This window comes from Streptomyces angustmyceticus, assembly GCF_019933235.1.
Classification (GTDB): domain Bacteria; phylum Actinomycetota; class Actinomycetes; order Streptomycetales; family Streptomycetaceae; genus Streptomyces; species Streptomyces angustmyceticus.
The window spans coordinates 2,795,911-2,814,047 of the sequence record NZ_CP082945.1; the positions used below are offsets into that span (position 1 = coordinate 2,795,911).

The 18,137-nt window shown below is 75.0% G+C and carries 17 protein-coding genes; 7 read left to right on the plus strand and 10 right to left on the minus strand.

Annotation, left to right across the window (positions count from 1 at the left end; genetic code table 11):
• Positions 1–84: 84 nt before the first annotated feature.
• The 8 genes from moeZ to K7396_RS12575 all read right to left on the minus strand — a co-directional run bounded on the left by moeZ (position 85) and on the right by K7396_RS12575 (position 9,713).
• Positions 85–1,263: an adenylyltransferase/sulfurtransferase MoeZ gene (moeZ, locus tag K7396_RS12540; RefSeq protein ID WP_086719485.1), complete on the minus strand. Its 1,179-nt coding sequence runs from the start codon at positions 1,261–1,263 to the stop codon at positions 85–87.
• Positions 1,264–1,360: 97 nt separating this feature from the next.
• Entirely contained in the window at positions 1,361–2,167 is an 807-nt protein-coding gene (locus K7396_RS12545; RefSeq protein WP_086719484.1) for a spherulation-specific family 4 protein, read from the minus strand.
• Complete coding sequence (locus K7396_RS12550; RefSeq protein WP_152104565.1) at positions 2,155–3,111, minus strand: NAD-dependent epimerase/dehydratase family protein; 957 nt, start codon at positions 3,109–3,111, stop codon at positions 2,155–2,157. The genes K7396_RS12545 and K7396_RS12550 overlap by 13 nt, the downstream gene beginning before the upstream one ends.
• Positions 3,112–3,364: 253 nt before the next feature.
• Positions 3,365–4,792, minus strand: a complete 1,428-nt coding sequence (locus K7396_RS12555) for a hypothetical protein (protein WP_223659897.1) — start codon at positions 4,790–4,792, stop codon at positions 3,365–3,367.
• Positions 4,789–5,031, minus strand: coding sequence for a hypothetical protein (locus K7396_RS12560; protein WP_152104564.1), 243 nt, complete (start codon positions 5,029–5,031; stop codon positions 4,789–4,791). Before K7396_RS12560 ends, K7396_RS12555 begins: the two co-directional genes overlap by 4 nt.
• Positions 5,025–6,968 carry a DUF3492 domain-containing protein gene (locus tag K7396_RS12565; protein WP_086716601.1) on the minus strand — a complete coding sequence of 648 codons (1,944 nt, stop codon included), beginning with the start codon at positions 6,966–6,968 and terminating at the stop codon, positions 5,025–5,027. Before K7396_RS12565 ends, K7396_RS12560 begins: the two co-directional genes overlap by 7 nt.
• Before the next feature lie 265 nt (positions 6,969–7,233).
• Positions 7,234–8,532, minus strand: a complete 1,299-nt coding sequence (locus K7396_RS12570) for a DUF3152 domain-containing protein (protein WP_086716603.1) — start codon at positions 8,530–8,532, stop codon at positions 7,234–7,236.
• Between the two features lie 149 nt (positions 8,533–8,681).
• On the minus strand, positions 8,682–9,713 hold the full coding sequence (locus K7396_RS12575; protein WP_086716600.1) for an alpha/beta fold hydrolase: 1,032 nt from the start codon (positions 9,711–9,713) through the stop codon (positions 8,682–8,684).
• Positions 9,714–9,882: 169 nt separating this feature from the next.
• Between K7396_RS12575 and K7396_RS12580 the strand changes: the two genes are divergently transcribed.
• The 4 genes from K7396_RS12580 to K7396_RS12595 all read left to right on the plus strand — a co-directional run bounded on the left by K7396_RS12580 (position 9,883) and on the right by K7396_RS12595 (position 11,885).
• A complete protein-coding gene (locus tag K7396_RS12580; RefSeq protein WP_086716599.1) occupies positions 9,883–10,101 on the plus strand; it encodes a hypothetical protein in 219 nt (72 codons plus the stop codon).
• A gap of 148 nt (positions 10,102–10,249) precedes the next feature.
• Positions 10,250–10,891: a TetR/AcrR family transcriptional regulator gene (locus K7396_RS12585; RefSeq protein WP_086716598.1), complete on the plus strand. Its 642-nt coding sequence runs from the start codon at positions 10,250–10,252 to the stop codon at positions 10,889–10,891.
• A 138-nt stretch (positions 10,892–11,029) separates the two neighbouring features.
• The gene (locus K7396_RS12590) at positions 11,030–11,257 is read left to right on the plus strand and encodes a DUF3107 domain-containing protein (RefSeq protein WP_086716597.1); all 228 of its coding nucleotides are present in this window, start codon (positions 11,030–11,032) and stop codon (positions 11,255–11,257) included.
• Positions 11,258–11,594: 337 nt separating this feature from the next.
• The gene (locus K7396_RS12595) at positions 11,595–11,885 is read left to right on the plus strand and encodes a hypothetical protein (RefSeq protein ID WP_086716596.1); all 291 of its coding nucleotides are present in this window, start codon (positions 11,595–11,597) and stop codon (positions 11,883–11,885) included.
• 24 nt (positions 11,886–11,909) lie between these two features.
• On the opposite strand, the gene K7396_RS12600 is transcribed toward K7396_RS12595, so the two are convergent.
• Entirely contained in the window at positions 11,910–12,647 is a 738-nt protein-coding gene (locus tag K7396_RS12600; RefSeq protein WP_086716595.1) for a ferritin-like fold-containing protein, read from the minus strand.
• Between the two features lie 327 nt (positions 12,648–12,974).
• On the opposite strand from K7396_RS12600, the gene K7396_RS12605 reads away from it, so the two are divergent.
• The 3 genes from K7396_RS12605 (at position 12,975) to K7396_RS12615 (ending at position 16,952) form a co-directional block, all read left to right on the plus strand.
• Positions 12,975–15,320 carry a DEAD/DEAH box helicase gene (locus K7396_RS12605; RefSeq protein ID WP_086716594.1) on the plus strand — a complete coding sequence of 782 codons (2,346 nt, stop codon included), beginning with the start codon at positions 12,975–12,977 and terminating at the stop codon, positions 15,318–15,320.
• 115 nt (positions 15,321–15,435) lie between these two features.
• Positions 15,436–16,302, plus strand: coding sequence for an alpha/beta fold hydrolase (locus tag K7396_RS12610; RefSeq protein WP_086716593.1), 867 nt, complete (start codon positions 15,436–15,438; stop codon positions 16,300–16,302).
• 167 nt (positions 16,303–16,469) lie between these two features.
• Positions 16,470–16,952: an SRPBCC family protein gene (locus K7396_RS12615; RefSeq protein WP_086716592.1), complete on the plus strand. Its 483-nt coding sequence runs from the start codon at positions 16,470–16,472 to the stop codon at positions 16,950–16,952.
• Between the two features lie 121 nt (positions 16,953–17,073).
• Here K7396_RS12615 and K7396_RS12620 read toward each other — a convergent pair whose 3' ends face one another.
• On the minus strand, positions 17,074–18,000 hold the full coding sequence (locus tag K7396_RS12620) for an NYN domain-containing protein (protein ID WP_086716591.1): 927 nt from the start codon (positions 17,998–18,000) through the stop codon (positions 17,074–17,076).
• Between the last annotated feature and the right edge of the window lie 137 nt (positions 18,001–18,137).

Sequence of the window (18,137 nt, forward strand, 5' to 3'; positions counted from 1 at the left end):
AGGCGCCGGTCCGTACGGGGTACGGACCGGCGCCTTCGCGCTGGGAGCTGCCGGCCCCGGGAGGGGCCCGGCGGGCCGTGGCGTCTAGTAGACCGGCTTCTCCGGCTCGACGGTGTTGACCCAGCCGATGACGCCGCCGCCGACGTGCACGGCGTCGGCGAAGCCCGCGGACTTCAGTACGGCCAGCACCTCGGCGGAGCGGACGCCCGTCTTGCAGTGCAGGACGATCTTCTTGTCCTGGGGGAGGTCCTGGAGGGCGCTGCCCATGAGGAACTCGTTCTTCGGGATCAGCCGGGCGCCGGGGATGGACACGATCTCGAACTCGTTCGGCTCGCGGACGTCGATGATCTCGATCTTCTCGTCGCCGTCGATCCACTCCTTGAGCTGCTGGGGAGTGATCGTGGAGCCGGCCGCCGCCTCCTGGGCCTCCTCGGACACGACGCCGCAGAAGGCCTCGTAGTCGATGAGCTCGGTGACGGTCGGGTTCTCGCCGCAGATGGCGCAGTCGGGGTCCTTGCGGACCTTGACCTGGCGGTAGGTCATCTCCAGCGCGTCGTAGATCATCAGACGGCCGACGAGCGGGTCGCCGATGCCGGCGAGCAGCTTGATGGCCTCGTTGACCTGGATGGAGCCGATGGAGGCGCACAGCACGCCGAGGACGCCGCCCTCGGCGCAGGAGGGCACCATGCCGGGCGGCGGGGGCTCCGGGTACAGGCAGCGGTAGCAGGGGCCGTGCTCGGACCAGAACACCGACGCCTGGCCGTCGAAGCGGTAGATCGAGCCCCACACGTACGGCTTGTTCAGCAGCACGCAGGCGTCGTTGACCAGGTAGCGGGTGGCGAAGTTGTCGGTGCCGTCGACGATCAGGTCGTACTGCGCGAAGAGCTCCATGACGTTGGTGGAGTCGAGGCGCTCTTGGTGCAGGTTGACCGTGACGTACGGGTTGATGCCCAGGACGGTGTCCTTCGCGGACTCCGCCTTGGAGCGGCCGATGTCCGCCTGGCTGTGGATGATCTGGCGCTGCAGGTTCGACTCGTCGACCTCGTCGAACTCCACGATGCCGAGCGTGCCGACGCCGGCCGCGGCCAGATACATCAGGGCGGGCGAGCCCAGGCCACCGGCGCCGACGCACAGCACCTTGGCGTTCTTCAGCCGCTTCTGCCCGTCCATCCCGACGTCCGGGATGATCAGGTGGCGGGAGTACCTGCGGACCTCATCGACGGTGAGCTCCGAAGCGGGCTCGACCAGGGGTGGCAGCGACACGGGGACTCCGTTGATCGGTCGTGGTGGGGTTCCCCCCGCCCGAGCGGAGCCGAGAGTGGGGGAGCTTGCTCTCCCCGTAACACTGCCACGCCCTTCTTCATTCCGAGACACCTGTTCCGATGCGCGAGACGAGTTCGTCCCAGTAACCGGGCAGCGACTCCCAGGCGCCATCGGGCACCCCCGCGCCCGCCGCGGCACGCCGGTCGGTGACGTACACGGTGCCCGCGCCCTGCCAGCGGGCGATCCGCAGCGCCTCGTCGAGGTGGCCGCGCGGCACGCTGTGGACGAGGTGACAGAACCGCTCCGGAGGGTGGTCGGCGGTCCACTCGGCCACCTGTGACCAGCGGTAGTCGGCCCAGGAGCCGGCGAAGGTGACGAGCTGGTCGGCGGTCTCGGCGTAGCCGGGGTGGGGGTGGCTGCCGTGCCCGAGGACGAGGGGGCCGCCGCACAGCGCGCGCAGGGCGTCGGTCAGCCGCCGCGTCGCGGGCAGGTGCGCCCGGTCCGTGGGAGCACGGTCCAGCCAGAAGCCGTCGGTCTTGTACCACTCCAGGTGGCGGTGGGCGTCGGAGAGCAGCTCGGCGAAGGGCCGCGTCCCGCGCCCGGTGTCCAGGTGTCCCAACAGGCGGACACCGGCGTCCCGCAGCCGGGCGGCGGCCGGCAGGCAGTGCGGGTCGGGGCGGGAGCCGGGGCCGTTGGACACGTCGAGGACCGCCCAGTGCAGCGGCCCCGTCCCCAGCGGGGCCCGCGGCTCCCGCGGCGGCGCGGACCCGCCGGCGCCGCGCAGCAGTCCGGCCCATTCGGCCGGCGCCAGCAGGGGGTGGGCGAAACCCGGCACCCCGATGCCGCACGGCGTCGTCCCGCCGGCGGCGGGGGCGGCGCCGGCGGTGCGGGTCAGATGCGACACGCGGCCTCCATCCAGATGTCGGCCAGGGACTCCTCCAGCACGATCCGCGGGCGCCAGCCGAGCCGGTCGCGGGCGGTGCGGACGTCCGCCTGCTGCCAGGTGCCGCAGCCGTCCGGATACGGGTAGGTGACCGGCGGCGAGCCCGTCGGGTGCTCGGGGGACGGGCCGGGGATGACCAGCCGGGCGGGCGGCGAGTCGAGTTCGTGGAGCGCGCCGCCGAAGCCGGCGACCCGGGCGAGCACGGACGCGGCCTCGCGCAGCCGCACGGCCCGGCCGGTCCCGATGTTGACGACGCCCTGCGCGGCGGACAGCGAGGCGGCGTGCACCGCCCGCGCGACATCGCGTACGTCGACGAAGTCCCGCTGGACGCCGAGCCCGCCGAGCTTGAGTTCGTTGTCGCCGGACTGCATGGCGCGGCGCATCGCCTCGGCGAGCCGGCCCAGCGGCGAGCCCGCCGGGGTGCCGGGGCCGACCGGCGAGAAGATCCGCAGCACGACGGCGTCCAGCCCGGAGCCCAGGACCAGTTCGGTCGCGGCGAGTTTGCTGACGCCGTAGGGCCCTCCGGGGCGCGGCACCGCGTCCTCGGCGGTGGAGGACCCGGGCTGGGACGGCCCGTACTCGGAGGCGCAGCCCAGGTGGACGAGGCGGGCGCCGCAGCTGCTGCGGCGCAGCGATTCGCAGATGGTGGCGACCGCGACGGTGTTGTGCCGGGTCAGGTCGCGGGCGCCGCCACGGGTGGCGCCCGCGCAGTTGACGACGACCCCGGGGTGGACGGCGTCGAGGAAGCGGGTGAGCGCCCCGGGGCTGCCGGTGGCGAGGTCGAAGCGGACGTCGGCGTCGTCGCCCCGCCCGAGGGCGGTGAGCTGGACGGCGGGGTCGGCGAGCAGGCGGTCGGCGACATAACGGCCCAGATAGCCGTTGGCACCGATGAGCAGCACCCTCATCGTGCGACCCCCCGGTCCGCGTGGCGTGTGGTCGGCTGGACGTTCATCTGTCGTGCTCCTAAGGCGGATCGAGGGAAGTGAGTCGGCTTCCGCGGAGTCGGCGTCCGCCCCGGGGGCGGGGGCCACGTGGGGGGTGGGGTCCGCGGGGCGGGGGCCGGGGCGGCCGTTTCGGGGTGCCGCTCCCGGGGCGGTGCGTGGTGGGGGTGCCCGTGTGGGGGGACGGGGAGTCGGGGGCCGGGGGTCGTCCGGACGGTCACGGCCGCTGCGCCTCCGCGGGCCCGGAGGGGGCCGGCCGGTGCGCGCAGGCGCCGGTGAGCGCCCGCAGGCCGTACACCAGGAGCCCGGCGGCCGCGGCCGTGCAGGCCACGGCGGGGACGGCGGCCGGTCCCACAGCGGTGGCGAGCGCCTCGACCGGGACGTCCAGCGGGGGCAGGCCGGGGAGCCGGGCGATCAGTACGAGGGACAGGGCGAGGGCTTCCAGGGCGGCGGCCGCGGCCACGCCCGTCGCGGCCGCCTCGGGAAAGCCGTGCACGGTCAGCAGCCGGGCGAGGAAGAGCAGCACCCCGAGGGCGGCCGCGGCGGCCTGCGCCGTCCTGCCGACACCGCCGAAGGCCGCGTCCGCGCCGAGGAGCAGCGCCGTCAGCGCGCCCAGGAAGAGCAGGGTGGTGGCGAGGAGCAACGGCCGGATGCGGGCGGCGAGTTCCCCGAGGCCGCGGCTGGCGGCCAGGCCGCGCCGCCCGCGGGCCGCGAACCAGCGGGCGCAGCCGGCCGCGGGGGCGAGGGCGAAGGCGAGGGCCACGGCGGTGGCGGCGGCCGCGTGCGGCGTGGCGTGCGGCAGGTCGGGGCCGCCGGCCAGCAGCTCTTCGAGCAGCCAGTCGCCGTACACCGCGTATCCGGCCGTCCAGCAGACCCACAGCCCCGCGGTCCACGGCCCGGCGCCCCGGTGGCGCGACCGCAGCGGCCCGGACCGGACGGCCAGCCGGACGGCGAGGACGAGCAGCACCCCGCCCGCGGCACCGACCGCGACGCGCACGGAGGGCGGCGCGGCCCCGGCCGAGGCGACGGCGGCGAGCGCGGCGACGCAGACGGCACCGGGCAGCAGCTGCAACACCCCGCGCACACCGCCGGAGCCGCGGGCGGGCACGGGCACGGACGGGTGCCCCGGCCCGTGGTGCCCGGCGCGCTCCGGGTCGGCGCTCTCCGGGTCCGCGTACCCCGGGTCGGCGCGCTCGGGGGCGGCGCTCTCCGGGTCGGCGCGGGGCACCCGGGCGTAGAGCTCCTCGGCCAGCGAGAAGACGTCGCGGTGCCGGAAGCGCGCGGCCGTACGGTCGGTGACCCCGTGCGCCTCCAGGCCGGCGGCGATCTCCAGCGCGTCGACGGCACGGGCGCACAGCTCCTGATGGCGATGCATCAGCGACCGCACGGGGTCGGCGGGCCCACGCCGCCCGGGACGGGCGACGGCCTCCTCGGGCCGTGGCGCGAGGAGGGCGGTGGCCTCGTCGGGCGGCGGCGCCGTGCGGGCGACGGCCTCCTCGGGCCGTGGCGCGAAGTGGGCGACGGGCCCGTCGGGCGGCGCCGCAGTACGGGCGGCAGCCTCCTCGGGCGGCACTCCAGTACCGGCCGCGGTGCGGTCTTCCCCGGTTGCTGCGGCGTGGGTGGCGCCGGTGTCGGGTGTGGTCACCGCCCGTCCCCTCTCCCCCGGGCCGCCGCGCAGCCGCCCCGGTCGGGGCGGGGGTGCGGCGGGCGCCGCCGGGCCGGGCGGCCGGGGCCGCCGGGGGCGGGGTGCTCGGCGTAGGCCGGTCGGCCCGCGCGGCGGGGAGCCCTCCGGCCCCCGCCCCGCGCCACATCCGTCATGCCCGTCACCAGCGCCACGCCCACCAGGCCCATCGCACCCATCACGTCCAGCACAGCCGTCACCACTGCCCTGCCTCCTTCGCTCCGGTCACGCCCGTCGGCTCGACGGCGAACCCGCCCTGTCTCACCGGACGTCTCACCTCTCGGACAGCGGTCGCCCCGCTCTCCGCGCAGCCTCCGGTCTCGGCCGGCGGCACGGCGCTCCGCTCCTGTGCGGGGACCGTGGGAACCGCCCAGCTCGGCGTGCGGCCGGCGGACACGGCGGCCCGCGCGGTGGCGCCGGTCGCGGCCCAGCGGCCGGGGACATGGGACTCGGCGGGGCGGGCGAAGGGCTGCGGCGCGCCCCCGCGCCCGCGCCGGGCGGCCGGCCGGGCCGGGGCGTGGGAGATCAGTTCCAGGTAGATGCCACGAAATGCCGCGACGTTCTGCTCGACGGTGAACAGCTCCAGCGCCCGCGCCCGGGCCGCCGCGCCCAGCCGGGCCCGGCGGTCCGGGTCGCCGAGCAGCGCGGTGCAGGACTCGGCGAGGGCGCGGGGATTGCGCGGCGGGACGACCAGCCCGGTGCCGCCGATGATCTCGCAGACGGCGCCGGCGTCGGTCGACACCGTGGCGCGGCCGCAGAACATCGCCTCCACCAGGGAGCGCGGAAAGCCCTCGATGACGCTGGAGAGCACCACCACGGCGCCGGAGGCGTAGGCGTCCTCCAGGGCCGGCACCTCGGGGCTGCCGATCTCCTCGAAACTGACCGGGCTCTCGCCGACGGTGCGGACGTCGGCCGCCTCGTCGGGGAAGAGCTGGGCGGCCAGCGCCCGGCAGTGCGCGAGGTATCCGGGCGCCTGCGGGTCGCGGCCGGGGCCGCCGATGATCCGCAGGGTGGCCGCCGGCTCGGCCCGGCGGACCTCGGCGAAGGCGTGCAGCAGCGCGATGAGGTCCTTGGCGGGCTCGATGTCGCCGACCCACACCAGCGTCTTGGAGCCGTCGGCCGCGGCGTCCGCGACGGCGGCGAAGGGGGCGGCGTCCATGCCCGGGTAGACCGTGCGCAGCCGGGCGCGGTCGGCGCCGCAGCGCTCCTGCCAGCGCCGGGCGTGGGTGTTGCCGGGGGTGATCAGGGCGGCCTGCGCGTAGGTCTCGGCGGCCAGCGCGCCCTGGAAGGCCGCGAGCAGCGCGCGCACCGGCGCACGCGACGGCGAGGCAGCGCGCGCGAGATAGTGCTCGCGCAGCCGTACGCCGTACTCGGTGACCAGGAGCGGGGTGCCGAAGTAGTGCCGGGCCAGCAGCCCGGGGAGGGCGGCCGCGCCGCCGGAGGTGGCGTGGCACAGGTCCACCCCGGCGAGCCCGGGGGCCGGCCCGTCGCCGTACCAGTCCAGGGACAGCGGCCGCAGCGCGCGGGCGAGCCCGGCGGTGACGGCCAGCAGATCACCGACCTGCGCGCCGTGGGCGGCGGGCAGCGCGTGGGGGCCGTGGCAGGCGGCCTCCAGGAGGCGTACGGCGTCCTCGGAGCGCAGCAGCGCGGGCAGTCCCCGGTGCTCGCGGGCGAGTTCGGCGAGCCCGTACAGACCGCTGGCGAAACGGTCCGCCTTACTGGTCGGCGAGGAAACCGGGGAGCCGTCCGGGGCCGCCGGGGGGGCATCCGCCGGCGCGCCCTCCTGATACGCGCCCCCGGTCGGCCCGCCCCCCACGGGCACCGTGGCGAAGGCCGCCACGAGCGCGCCGAAGCTCTCGGCGAAGCGGCGGCGTTCGCGGCGCCCGGGGGTGCGTCCCCGGCGCGGTTCGCCGGTCCGGCGGCGCGCGTCGGGAGCGTCGCCCCCCAGGGCCGCGGTGTGCACCGCCCGTACGTGGCCCGGGAGTTCGGGCCGGTGGAGCGCTTCCGGGCGTGGCTCGGCGCTCAGGGCGTAGACCTCGAAGTCATGGCCGGTGAGCCCGCGCACGAGCCGGTCGCACCAGGCGTGCGCCTCACCGGGCGCATACGGATAACCGCCTTCGGTGAGCAGTCCAATCCGCACGAGTGCACCACCGTCCTCCCATATCGGCGTCCCTGGTGTGCCGGCGACCCGGCCGCCACCTGCGGGAAGAAGCTATGCAAACGACCGGTGGCGCGATGGACGGTTGTCCATCGCGCCACCGGAAGGGGTGAACAGACGTAACTTTCCGCCCGCGAGGGCGTTTCGACGCGCTATGTGTCCGCCGCGCCACCGTCCGTAGTGGCCGTGGCGGGGCGCGGCCCGCACAGGAGGCGCCGCCCTCGGGGCGACGCGCACCCGGCACCGGTCAGCGCTGAGTGGGGAACGGCCAGGAGTTGGGCCGGCAGGTCACGCCGTCCGTCGTCAGGAACTTGGTCTGCTGCATCATCACCGGGGCCAGGGCGCCCTGCCGCGAGCAGATCTCGTGGTTGTGCCCGAGGCGGTGGCCGACCTCGTGGTTGATCAGCATCTGCCGGTAGGCGTGCATCTTGTCGTGGCCGTAGGTCCGGGCGCCCTGCGCCCAGCGGTAGGCGTTGATCATCACCCGGTCGGTGGCCGCCGAGTCGCAGGAGACGTTCTCCTCGCCGGTGTCGAGGCCGGACTTGGCGCACCACGCCGCCGTGGTCCCCGGGCTCGCCAGCGTGATCACGAAGTCGGCGCGGCCGGACCCCACGCGCTGGAAGGTCCGCTGCCCGCCGTGCGCCCAACTGCGGTCGTCGTTGAGGGTCTTGTGCACCGCGTCGGCGAACAGCTTGCCGTCCAGCGGGAGTCCCTCCTCGATGTCGACGCGGTAGCGCACCACCTTGCCGTGTCCGGGCGCCTTGGCGTCGCCGCCGGTCGGCCGGAACTTCCCGCTGGCCGTCATGTGCGCGTCCAGCGGGAAGACCTGCGTCATCTGCTCGTCGTAACTGGCGGGCTTGGCGTCCTGGGTGGGCCTGGCGCGCGACCGGGAGGCCGCGTCGTCGGCCCCGTCGGTACGGTCGTTGCCGCTGCGGGGCTGCGGGTCGCCGCCGTCCTTGTGCTGCTCGGCGACCTGGCCCGCGATGACGACGGCGAGGACGGTGGTCACCGCCGCGGCCGCCGCGCCGGTGAACGTCCGGCCCATGCCGCCCTTCTTGCTGCCGTGCCGCCCCTCCTCGACGGCGAAGCCGCCGTCCGGGTCGTGGCCGTTCTCGTCGCCCGCCTCGCCGGCGTCCGCGCCGGACCCGGCAAGCCGCTCCGGCCCGTCGGCCTCGTCGCGGTCGAAGACCACCGACCGGCCGGTGAAGCGTCCGCCGGCGGGCGCGCCACCGGTACCGGGCGCGTACGGACCGGCCGCCGGGGCAGCCGTACGGGGCGCACCGGCCCGGAACACATCGTCGTCGGCATCGGCGTCGCCGCCCCGGCCGTCCGGGAACGCCCCGGCGTCGAAGGCGGCCACGTAGTCGCGCCGGGGTCCCGGCCCGCTGCCGGGCGGGGCGAGGGGAGGTGCCTCGCCGGGCATCTCCGCGCGCGGGCGCGGGATCCGCGGCGCGCCCCGGCCTGCGGCGGCCGGGGCGGTGGGCGTCGTGGGGAACGCGCCCCAGCCGCCTCCCGGCTCGTGCTGTTCGGGGTGTCCGCCGCGCACCGCGTCGCCCTCGAACGGCTCGCGTCTGCGGCGTCCGGAGCCGGGGGCACCGCCCCCGGTGGGGCTGTTGCCGGACGGACCGGCCGTCTCCGGGCTCTCGGCGGCGGTCTCCGGCCGGCCTCGGCGGCTATGGCGTCCCACGGGGCGTGTCAGCTCCTGCCCGCATCAGCGGTCACATCGATCACTTCACTGTCGAGCAGCTCGCGGACGGCGCGCGCCACTGTCTCGGGGTACTCCATCATCGCCACATGACCCGCCTCCGGCAGCGTCAGCAGTCGCGAACCGCGGAACGCCGCGGCCGCCCGCCGCGCCATCCGGTAGGAGACCAGGCGGTCGCGCCCACCGTAGACGAGAAGGGTCGGAGCGAGCACTCTCTCTGCCTGACGCCACAAATTATGCTGGCCGCCGAGCGTATAGGCGTTCACCAGGCCGCGCGCCGAACGCTCCATGACCTCCCAGAAGTAGGGGAGTTCCAGGCGCCGGGCGTATTCGTCGACCGCGGCGTTGAACCCTTCCGGGCTGACCCGGCCGGGATCGCCGTAACAGAGCGCCAGTACCTCGCGGGTGCGGCGCTCGGGCGTCCAGTCATGGGTGAGCCGGCCGAAGAGCCCGGCGACACCGGGGACGGCGAGCAGCGCGGTGGGCACCGCGGTCAGCTGCGGCCGCAGCTCGGGCAGCGCCGGGGAGATCAGCGTCAGGGTGCGCACGAGGTCGGGGCGCTCCGCCGCCACCCGGGTCGAGGCGGCGCCGCCCATGGAGTTGCCGATGAGGTGGACGGGGCCGCGCCCGGCCGCGTCGAGGTGGCGGATGACCGCGCGGGCCTGCGCGGAGACGGAGTAGTTGCCGTCGGCGGGCGGCGGCGAGTGCCCGAAGCCGGGCAGGTCGATCGCCTCGCCGTCCAGCCGGTCGGCGAGCAGCGGCATCAGGTCCGACCAGTTCTGCGAGGAGCCGCCGAGGCCGTGGACGTAGAGCGCGGGCTCACGGGCGGGCACCTCGCCGCCGTCGCCGGCGTCCGGTCCGTCGCCGCCGTGCGCCGGCCGTCCGGACGGTGCCCGTACGGTCAGCGTCAGGCCCGGCAGGGTCACGGTGCGCACCGTCTCCTCCCCGCCGTGCCGGCCGGGGCCGGCCGGTGGCACCGGGAGGGCGGCGGTCGCGGTGTCCGGCGACTCGGTCGAAGACATGGAACGATGTTACGAGACGATCACGCCCCCTATCGTGTGTCCGCGGTCACACACCGCATCGCGCTGCCGCGGCCGCTCTCCTACGCTCGTAGGCGAGGGCAGCCGCCCCGGCCCCTGCTTTCATGCCAGGCGCCGGCCGACGACCGAGCACGCGGGAAAGGGAGCCATCATGCGCGTCGACCCGACAGACCCGGAGACCTTCGCGGACGAGAGCGACGCCGCCCCGATCGACGTCGAGGCACCGGAAGCGGACGCCGCCGAGCAGTACACCGACCTCGCTCCGCGGCGCGACGAACCGCGGAGTGACCACGATGCGGACGAGGCGAACGAGGCGGATCTCGCCGAACAGGCCCGTGTCGTCGAGCTCAACGAAGACGAATACCGATGACCTGGGGCGTTATGTCGGCTTCCGGGTGGGGGGCCGGGCAGAAATTCTCGGCCTCGACCGCGCACAGCCGGGTTACCCAAAAGTACGATGGCGGGCGCGGTGCACCACCTTGTACGGACCGCGTACGAAACAATTTCTGGGAGGCAGCGTGAGCGCCATCGAGCAGACCGAGGCGGCGCGCCCGCGGGGCACACGCCTGCCACGACGGGCCCGTCGCAATCAGCTTCTGGGCGCCGCCCAGGAGGTCTTCGTCGCACAGGGCTACCACGCGGCCGCGATGGACGACATCGCCGAGCGGGCGGGCGTCAGCAAGCCCGTGCTCTACCAGCACTTCCCGGGCAAGCTGGACCTCTACCTCGCCCTGCTGGACCAGCACTGCGAGGCCCTGCTGCAGTCGGTGCGCTCGGCGCTGGCGTCGACGACCGACAACAAGCAGCGGGTCGCGGCGACGATGGACGCCTACTTCGCGTACGTGGAGGACCCGGGCGGCGCCTTCCGGCTGGTGTTCGAGTCGGACCTCACCAACGAGCCGGCGGTGCGCGAGCGCGTCGACAAGGTGTCGCTGGAGTGCGCCGAGGCCATAAGCGCGGTGATCGCCGAGGACACCGGCCTGTCGCGGGACGAGTCGATGCTGCTCGCCGTGGGCCTGGGCGGCGTCTCCCAGGTGGTGGCGCGGTACTGGCTGTCCTCGGAGAGCAAGGTCCCGCGCGACACCGCGGTACAGCTGCTGACCTCGCTCGCGTGGAAGGGCATCGCGGGCTTCCCCCTGCACGGCAGCGACACGCACTGACCGTGTTCGCTGCGGGCGTGCTCCAGGGCGTCCTGCGCGTCCCCGGACCGGGCTAATGTGTGCTGCGTACGGCGCGGATCGCCGCGCATCCTCCTCCAGCCGACGCTGGGGGACCCGACCGTCGGAGGGACATAAGCCGTGGAGGTCAAGATCGGCGTGCAGCACGCACCCCGCGAGATCGTTCTGGAGAGCGGGCAGTCCGCCGAAGAGGTCGAGAGCGCGGTGTCCGACGCGCTGGCCGGCAAGTCTCAGCTGCTGAGCCTGGTGGACGACCACGGTCGCAAGGTTCTGGTCCCGGCGGACCGGCTGGCGTACGTGGAGATCGGCGAGCCGACCGCCCGCAAGGTCGGTTTCGGCGCGCTCTGACGCGGCGGGCGCCCGGTGCGGCGCCCGAAGGCGGCAAGGGCGGCGGCCCGGGGATTCAGCTCCGGGCCGCCGCCCTTTCCTGCGTTTTCCCCCGCGTTCTCCCGGTGTTTCCCCGGATGTCTCCCGCCGCTTCCGCGCATCGGCCCACCATGGCAGCGTCACCCCCGACCGGGGCCCGGCCGCCGCTTTTGCGCAGATCAGGCCGTTCGAGGCGGTCCGGCTGAGCTGATCAGGCAGGGCACCGCCGCCGGGAGGGTTGCTGTCGGTGCCCCCTGGGTACGACCGCCTGTGACCGATTTGTTCAGCTGATCGGCATCGTCACGCGGGAGGGAAAAGCATGATCTGGGAAGCGCTCGGCGCCGTGCTCATCGGCCTCGCCATCGCCCTGTCCGCCACGCGCTGGCTGCCCGACCGTTTCCCCGCACGCAGTCTCACGCTGGCCACCGGCCCGGTCGCGGCGCTGCTCGGCGCGCTGCTGACCCGCTCGATCCTCGGTCCGGGCCACCCCGTCCAGGCACTGGTGGCCGCGGTCGCCGTGGGGGCGGCGCTGCTGTCGGTCGTGGCGCGTCCGCCGCGCCGGCGTTTTCGGCGGCCGGCCGCGCCGCTGAAGGGGCACCGGACGGCCTGAGCCGCCCGGCGCGCCCGCCGCGGGTCAGGCCGCGAGGCCCAGCGCCGCCATCCGCTTGGTGTGCGCCTCGGTGATCCGGGAGAACATCCGGCCCACCTCGGCCAGGTCGAAGCCGTCGGCCACGCCGCCGACCAGCATCGTGGAGAGCGCGTCACGGTCCGCGACCACCCGCTGCGCCTGCGAGAGCGCCTCGCCCATCAGCCGGCGCGCCCACAGCGCGAGGCGCCCGCCGACCCGCGGCTCGGCCTCGATGGCCGCGCGGACCTTCTCCACGGCGAAGGTGGCGTGCCCGGTGTCGTCGAGCACGGCCAGCACCAGGCCGCGGGTGTCGGAGTCCAGGCGGGCCGCGACCTCGCGGTAGAAGTCACTCGCGATCGAGTCGCCGACGTAGGCCTTGACCAGGCCCTCCAGCCAGTCGGACGGCGCGGTCTGGCGGTGGAACTCGTCCAGGGCCGCGGCGAAGGGCTCCATCGCCTCGTTCGGCTCCGCCTCGATCTGCGCGAGCCGCGCCCGCAGCCGCTCGAAGTGGTGGAACTCGGCCGAGGCCATCTTGGCCAGCTCGGCCTTGTCGTCCATCGTCGGCGCGAGCTTGGCGTCCTCGGCCAGGCGCTCGAAGGCGGACAGCTCGCCGTAGGCGAGCGCGCCGAGCAGGTCGATCACGGCGGCTCGGTACTGCGGGTCGGCGGATGCCTGCGCCCAGTCCTGGGCGGCGATCCCGGTCGGTGTGTGCGCGTCAGCCGCGGCGTTGTCAGGCGTTCCCATGACCGGCACAATAGCCCGCTCGGCCGCTCGGGGAAGGCCCTGGTCAGCCACTCCGCTTCGCCCGTACGCGCGGCGCCCCGAGCCGGTGTCCCGGTGCCGCGCCGGGCCGTGATGTATTCCTCACTCATACAAGCCTTCGGATGGGCGCGCCGTATCCGGGGTACAGTGGTATTGGACCTGCCGAGTATCGGTGGGTCGTTCCACGAAGCGGATGCCCGGTCGGTGGCCCGATCGGCTCCAAACCGACCGCCCTCTTTTGCGGCGCGTAGCAGACATACGCACGGCAAGAGGGACACCGCTCGCGGCAGGAGTGCCTGAGCGTTGGCAGTGGTCCCGCCCCACCGGCCGCATCAGGCCGGCCCCGTACGAACCCCGTACGAAGGTGCGGTACGACCCCCTTCGCCGCCTCACGCCGCGTCTCACAGAAGAGGCAAGATTCTGTCTACGTTTCGAGACCTCGGGATTTTCCCCGAGACGGCCGAGGCCCTGGAGGCCGTCGGCATCATCTCCCCCTTTCCCATCCAGGAGCTGACGCTCCCCGTCGCCCTCTCCGGCAACGACGTCATCGGCCAGGCCAAGACCGGCACGGGCAAGACCCTGGGCTTCGGCCTGCCGCTCCTGGAGCGCGTCACGGTCCCCGCCGACGTCGAGGCGGGCCGGGCCAAGCCCGAGCAGCTCACCGAGGCGCCGCAGGCCCTGGTGGTCGTGCCCACCCGTGAGCTGTGCCAGCAGGTCACCAACGACCTGCTCACCGCCGGCAAGGTGCGCAATGTCCGCGTGCTGGCGATCTACGGCGGCCGTGCCTACGAGCCGCAGGTCGAGGCGCTGAAGAAGGGCGTCGACGTCGTCGTCGGCACCCCGGGCCGCCTCCTCGACCTGGCGGGCCAGAAGAAGCTGAACCTCTCCCAGGTCAAGAGCCTGGTGCTGGACGAGGCCGACGAGATGCTCGACCTGGGCTTCCTGCCCGACGTCGAGAAGATCATCCAGCTGCTGCCGGTCAAGCGCCAGACGATGCTGTTCTCCGCGACCATGCCCGGCCAGGTCATCTCCCTGGCCCGCCGCTACATGTCGCAGCCCACGCACATCCGCGCCACCGCGCCGGACGACGAGGGCCAGACCGTCCGCAACACCGCCCAGCACGTCTTCCGCGCCCACTCCATGGACAAGCCGGAAATGGTCGCCCGCATCCTGCAGGCCGAGGGCCGGGGCCTGGCGATGGTGTTCTGCCGTACGAAGCGGACCGCCGCCGACATCGCCGACCAGCTCGCGCGCCGCGGCTTCGCCTCCGGCGCGGTGCACGGCGACCTCGGCCAGGGCGCCCGCGAGCAGGCGCTGCGCGCCTTCCGCAACGGCAAGGTCGATGTCCTGGTCTGCACCGACGTCGCCGCCCGCGGTATCGACGTCGAGGGCGTGACGCACGTCATCAACTACCAGTCGCCCGAGGAAGAGAAGACCTACCTGCACCGCATCGGCCGCACCGGCCGGGCGGGCGCCAAGGGCACCGCGATCACCCTCGTCGACTGGGACGACATCCCGCGCTGGAAGCTGATCAACAAGGCGCTGGACCTGCCGTTCGACGAGCCGGAGGAGACCTACTCCACCTCGCCGCACCTCTACGAGCAGCTGAACATCCCCGCGGGCACCAAGGGCGTGCTGCCGCGCGCCGAGCGGACCCGGGCCGGGCTGGCGGCGGAAGAGGTCGAGGATTTGGGCGAGACCGGCGGCCGCGGCCGCGGCCCCCGTAAGGGCGCCGTCGTCGAGGAGGAGCGCCCCCAGCGCACCCGTACGCCGCGGCAGCGCCGCCGTACCCGTGGCGGCACGCCGCTGGACGGGCAGGCCGCCACCGAGGCTCCGTCGGCCGAGGCACCGTCGGCCGGGGCGCCTGCCGCCGAGGGCGCGGAGAGCGCCGGGCCGCGTCAGCCGCGCCGGCGTCGCCGGACCCGCGGCACGCAGCCGTCGTCCGGTGCGGCCGCCGCTGTGACCACTCCCGCCGCCGTGACGGCTCCCGTCGCCGAGGCCGCGCCCGCCGCAGTGGCGACCGAGGCTCCGGCCGAGCCCGCCAGGCCGCGCCGCCGCCGTACCCGGATCGCCCGCCCCGAGGACACCGGGACCTTCCAGACCGTCGAGACCGCGGCGCACGCCCTCCGGGCGGAGGCCGCCGCCGAGGCCGCGGCCGTCACCGAGGCGCCCGCCGTGCCGCGCCGCCGGACCCGTGCCGCCGCCAAGGCCGCCGCGGAGACGGCACCGGCCACGGTGACGGAGACCGTCGCGGAGGCCGCGGTGGAGGCACCGGCCAAGCCGAAGCGGACCCGCAAGGCCGCGGCGAAGCCGGCCGCGGAGGCCGTGGACACCGCCGAGGCCGCCGTGGAGGCGCCCGCCAAGCCCAAGCGCACCCGCAAGGCCGCCGCCAAGCCGGCCGCCGAGAGCGCCGTGGACACCGCCGAGGCCGCCGAGGCGGCTCCGGCCAAGCCCAAGCGCACCCGCAAGACCGCGGCCGCCGCGAAGGCCACGGCGGACGCACCCGCCGCCGAGGACGCCCCGGCCAAGCCGAAGCGGACCCGCAAGGCCGCGGCGAAGCCCGCCGCGGAGGCGGCGGACGCCGCCGAGGCCAAGCCGGTGCGCCGCCGCACCCGCGCCAAGGCCCCCGCCGCGGAGGCGACGCCGGAGAGCTGAGCCTCCCCGGCCCGCGCCGCACCGACGGCCCGACGACCCGGTCCCGCACTCCGCGGGTGCCGGGTCGTCGGCGTCCCGGGCCTCGTTCGCCGTCCGGCCCGGATAACCTCACCCCATGAGCAGGCCGCCCTCCCTCACACTGCCGCCGTGCGCCCGTGCGTACCGACTCGACACCGAGCGCGGCGCGTTCGCCGTCCAGGACGCCCGGCCCGAGGCCGCGCCGATCGGGACCGCCCTGCTGGTGCCCGGATTCACCGGCAGCAAGGAGGACTTCATCGCCCTGCTGGCCCCGCTGGCCGCGGCCGGTTTCCGGGCGGTCGCGGTGGACGGGCGGGGGCAGCACGAGACCCCCGGGCCCCGCGACGAACGTGCCTACGCGCAAAGGGAGTTGGCGCTCGACGTGCTGGCCCAGGCGCGGGCCCTGCGGGAGCCGGACAGCGGCCCCGTGCATCTGCTGGGGCACTCGCTGGGCGGGTTGGTCACCCGCGCCGCCGTGCTGCTCGACGCGGCCCCGTTCCGCTCGCTGACCGTGCTCAGCTCCGGTCCGGCCGCCATCGAGGCGTCCCAGCAGGCCCGGGTGCGGATGCTGATCGAGGCGCTCGGCACGCTCGACATGGAGGGCGTGTGGCGGGCGATGCGCGAACTGGACCCGCCGGAGGCGGCGGACGCGGCGACGCCGCCGGAGATCGGCGCGTTCCTGCACCGCCGCTGGCTGAACACCGTCCCCGAGCAGCTGATCGCGACCGGCCGTCAGATGCTGGAGGAGCCCGACCGGGTGGCGGAGCTGGCCGGTACGGGGCTCGCCACACATGTGGTCTCCGGCGCGGTCGACTACGCCTGGCCGGTGCCGTCGATGGACGCGATGGCCGAGCGGCTGTCCGCCCGGCGCACCGTCATCGAGGGCGCGGAGCACTCCCCCAACGCCGAACGCCCGGAGAAGACGGCCGAGGCGCTCGCCGGGTTCTGGAGCGGCGTGGGCTGAGCGCCGTCCGGTGGCGGCGGGCGCCGACGGCGCACGGGGCCGGGCCGGTGGGTGTGGGCCGAGCGGACGGTGTCGCCAGGACAGCGCCGGGCCCGTCGGCGAGCATCGGAGCAGGCGGGCCCTCACCGGCGCCCGGCCGGTGACCGCTCCGTACGAAGGGCTCGACCATGACCGAGAATCCGCCGACTCCCCCGGGCGGCGCCGAGGACGGCCCGCACGGCATCGCGCTCAACCGGACCTTCGACGCCCGCCGTGAGCTGGTCTTCGAGGCGTGGACGAGACCGGAGCACTTCGCGTACTGGTTCGGCGGGGAGCTGGAGGTGCCGGTCGACCGGGTGACGATGGACGCCCGGCCGGGCGGGGTGTGGAGCCTGGTCATGCGCACCCCGGACGGCGGCGAGCTGCCGTTCTCCGGTGTCTACCGCGAGGTGAGCGCCCCGGAGCGGCTGGAGTTCACCGTCCGGGACGCGGCCGCTCCGGGCGGCAGCGAGGGCGAGATCGTCCGGGTCACCCTGACCGAGGCCGGCGACGGTACGGAGATGGCTTTCCGCCAGCTCGGCGGCAATCTCACCTCGGAGCAGTACCGCCAGGCGGAGGCGGGCTGGGGGAGCTTCTTCGACCGTCTCACGGAGCTGCTGGCGCGGGCCTGAGCGGTCCGGGCGGTCCGGGCGGTCCGGGCGGTCCGGGGCCGAGGCTCCACCGGCCGCTCGCGCGCCACCGTCCCCTCGCCGCCCGGGAGCGGCCCGGCCGTACGCCCCCGCGCGCCGCCCTTCAGTACTGCGCCTGGACGTGGTCCCAGAAGCCGTCCCGCAGGACCCGTCGCAGGTCGGAGTGGTTGCGCAGGGAGTGCCGCAGCAGCGCCTCCGCGGCGGTCAGGAGTTCCTGGTCGACGGCGCCGGGCAGATACGGGTGGCCCGGCAGCAGCCCGGCCACCCACTCCCGTCCGCGCTCCGACAGCCACTGCGCGGCGACCTGCGCGCCGACGAAGCGGACCTGCTCGCGGCTGGGCGCGGGCCCCTCCCCGGCCGTCTGCTCGCAGTACTCGACGCCGACCCGCCGGGTGACGTACGGCTTGCAGAACTCCAGGTCGAAGGTGCGCGCGCTGTCGACCTCCCACAGCAGCGGCTCGGCCTGATTGCGGCCGCCCTGGGCCTCGATGCCCCACAGGTGCACTCGCGCCCCGTAGCCCTGCGCGGCCTCCACCGCGGAGACCAGGTCCTCGTCGCCGCCGATGAGCACCGCGTCGGTGATCGCGCGGTGCCGGGCCAGCGACTCCAGGTCGGAGCGGATCAGGGAGTCGACGCCCTTCTGCTGGTTGTTGGCGTTGAGGTTGCCGAGCCTGACCTTCACGTCGGGCAGCTCGGCGATCCGCTGCTGCTCCTGGGTGTGGATCCGCCGGCGGGCGCCGTCGTACCAGTAGACGCGCAGCAGCCGGCTGTCCGGGAAGATCGTCCGGGCCTTGTCGATGAAGGCCTCGATGAGCCCCTCGGCGTCGAGATCGAAGGCCTTGCGGTCCTCCGTACCGGTGACCAGCCGCCCCGCCGCGGCGTAGACATAGCCCGCGTCCACGAAGGCCGCGTGGGTGGACGGTGTGGTGGCGACCTCGGCGAGCACCCGGGTGAGCAGCTCGTTGGTGCGCTCGATCCCGGCGGCGAGCGCGGTGAGGTCGGTGGGGCCCGTGGGCTGGACGTCGTTCATACCGGCCCCATTGTCCGGGCGGCCGCTCCGGGGGCACAACCGCGCTCGGGCGACCTATTTAGGCCGTCGAAAATTTTCTTTAGCGTAGGGAATGATTGCACCGGGCAGGTCGTTGTACGGAACAGGAGCGCCCGGCA

Coding starts and splice junctions, on each gene's coding strand:
- K7396_RS12620 (WP_086716591.1), bottom strand. CDS start 18,000: ATGAACGACGTCCAGCCCACGGGCCCCACCGACCTCACCGCGCTCGCC.
- K7396_RS12580 (WP_086716599.1), top strand. CDS start 9,883: ATGCGCGTCGACCCGACAGACCCGGAGACCTTCGCGGACGAGAGCGAC.
- K7396_RS12610 (WP_086716593.1), top strand. CDS start 15,436: ATGAGCAGGCCGCCCTCCCTCACACTGCCGCCGTGCGCCCGTGCGTAC.
- K7396_RS12550 (WP_152104565.1), bottom strand. CDS start 3,111: ATGAGGGTGCTGCTCATCGGTGCCAACGGCTATCTGGGCCGTTATGTC.
- K7396_RS12595 (WP_086716596.1), top strand. CDS start 11,595: ATGATCTGGGAAGCGCTCGGCGCCGTGCTCATCGGCCTCGCCATCGCC.
- K7396_RS12600 (WP_086716595.1), bottom strand. CDS start 12,647: ATGGGAACGCCTGACAACGCCGCGGCTGACGCGCACACACCGACCGGG.
- K7396_RS12615 (WP_086716592.1), top strand. CDS start 16,470: ATGACCGAGAATCCGCCGACTCCCCCGGGCGGCGCCGAGGACGGCCCG.
- K7396_RS12575 (WP_086716600.1), bottom strand. CDS start 9,713: ATGTCTTCGACCGAGTCGCCGGACACCGCGACCGCCGCCCTCCCGGTG.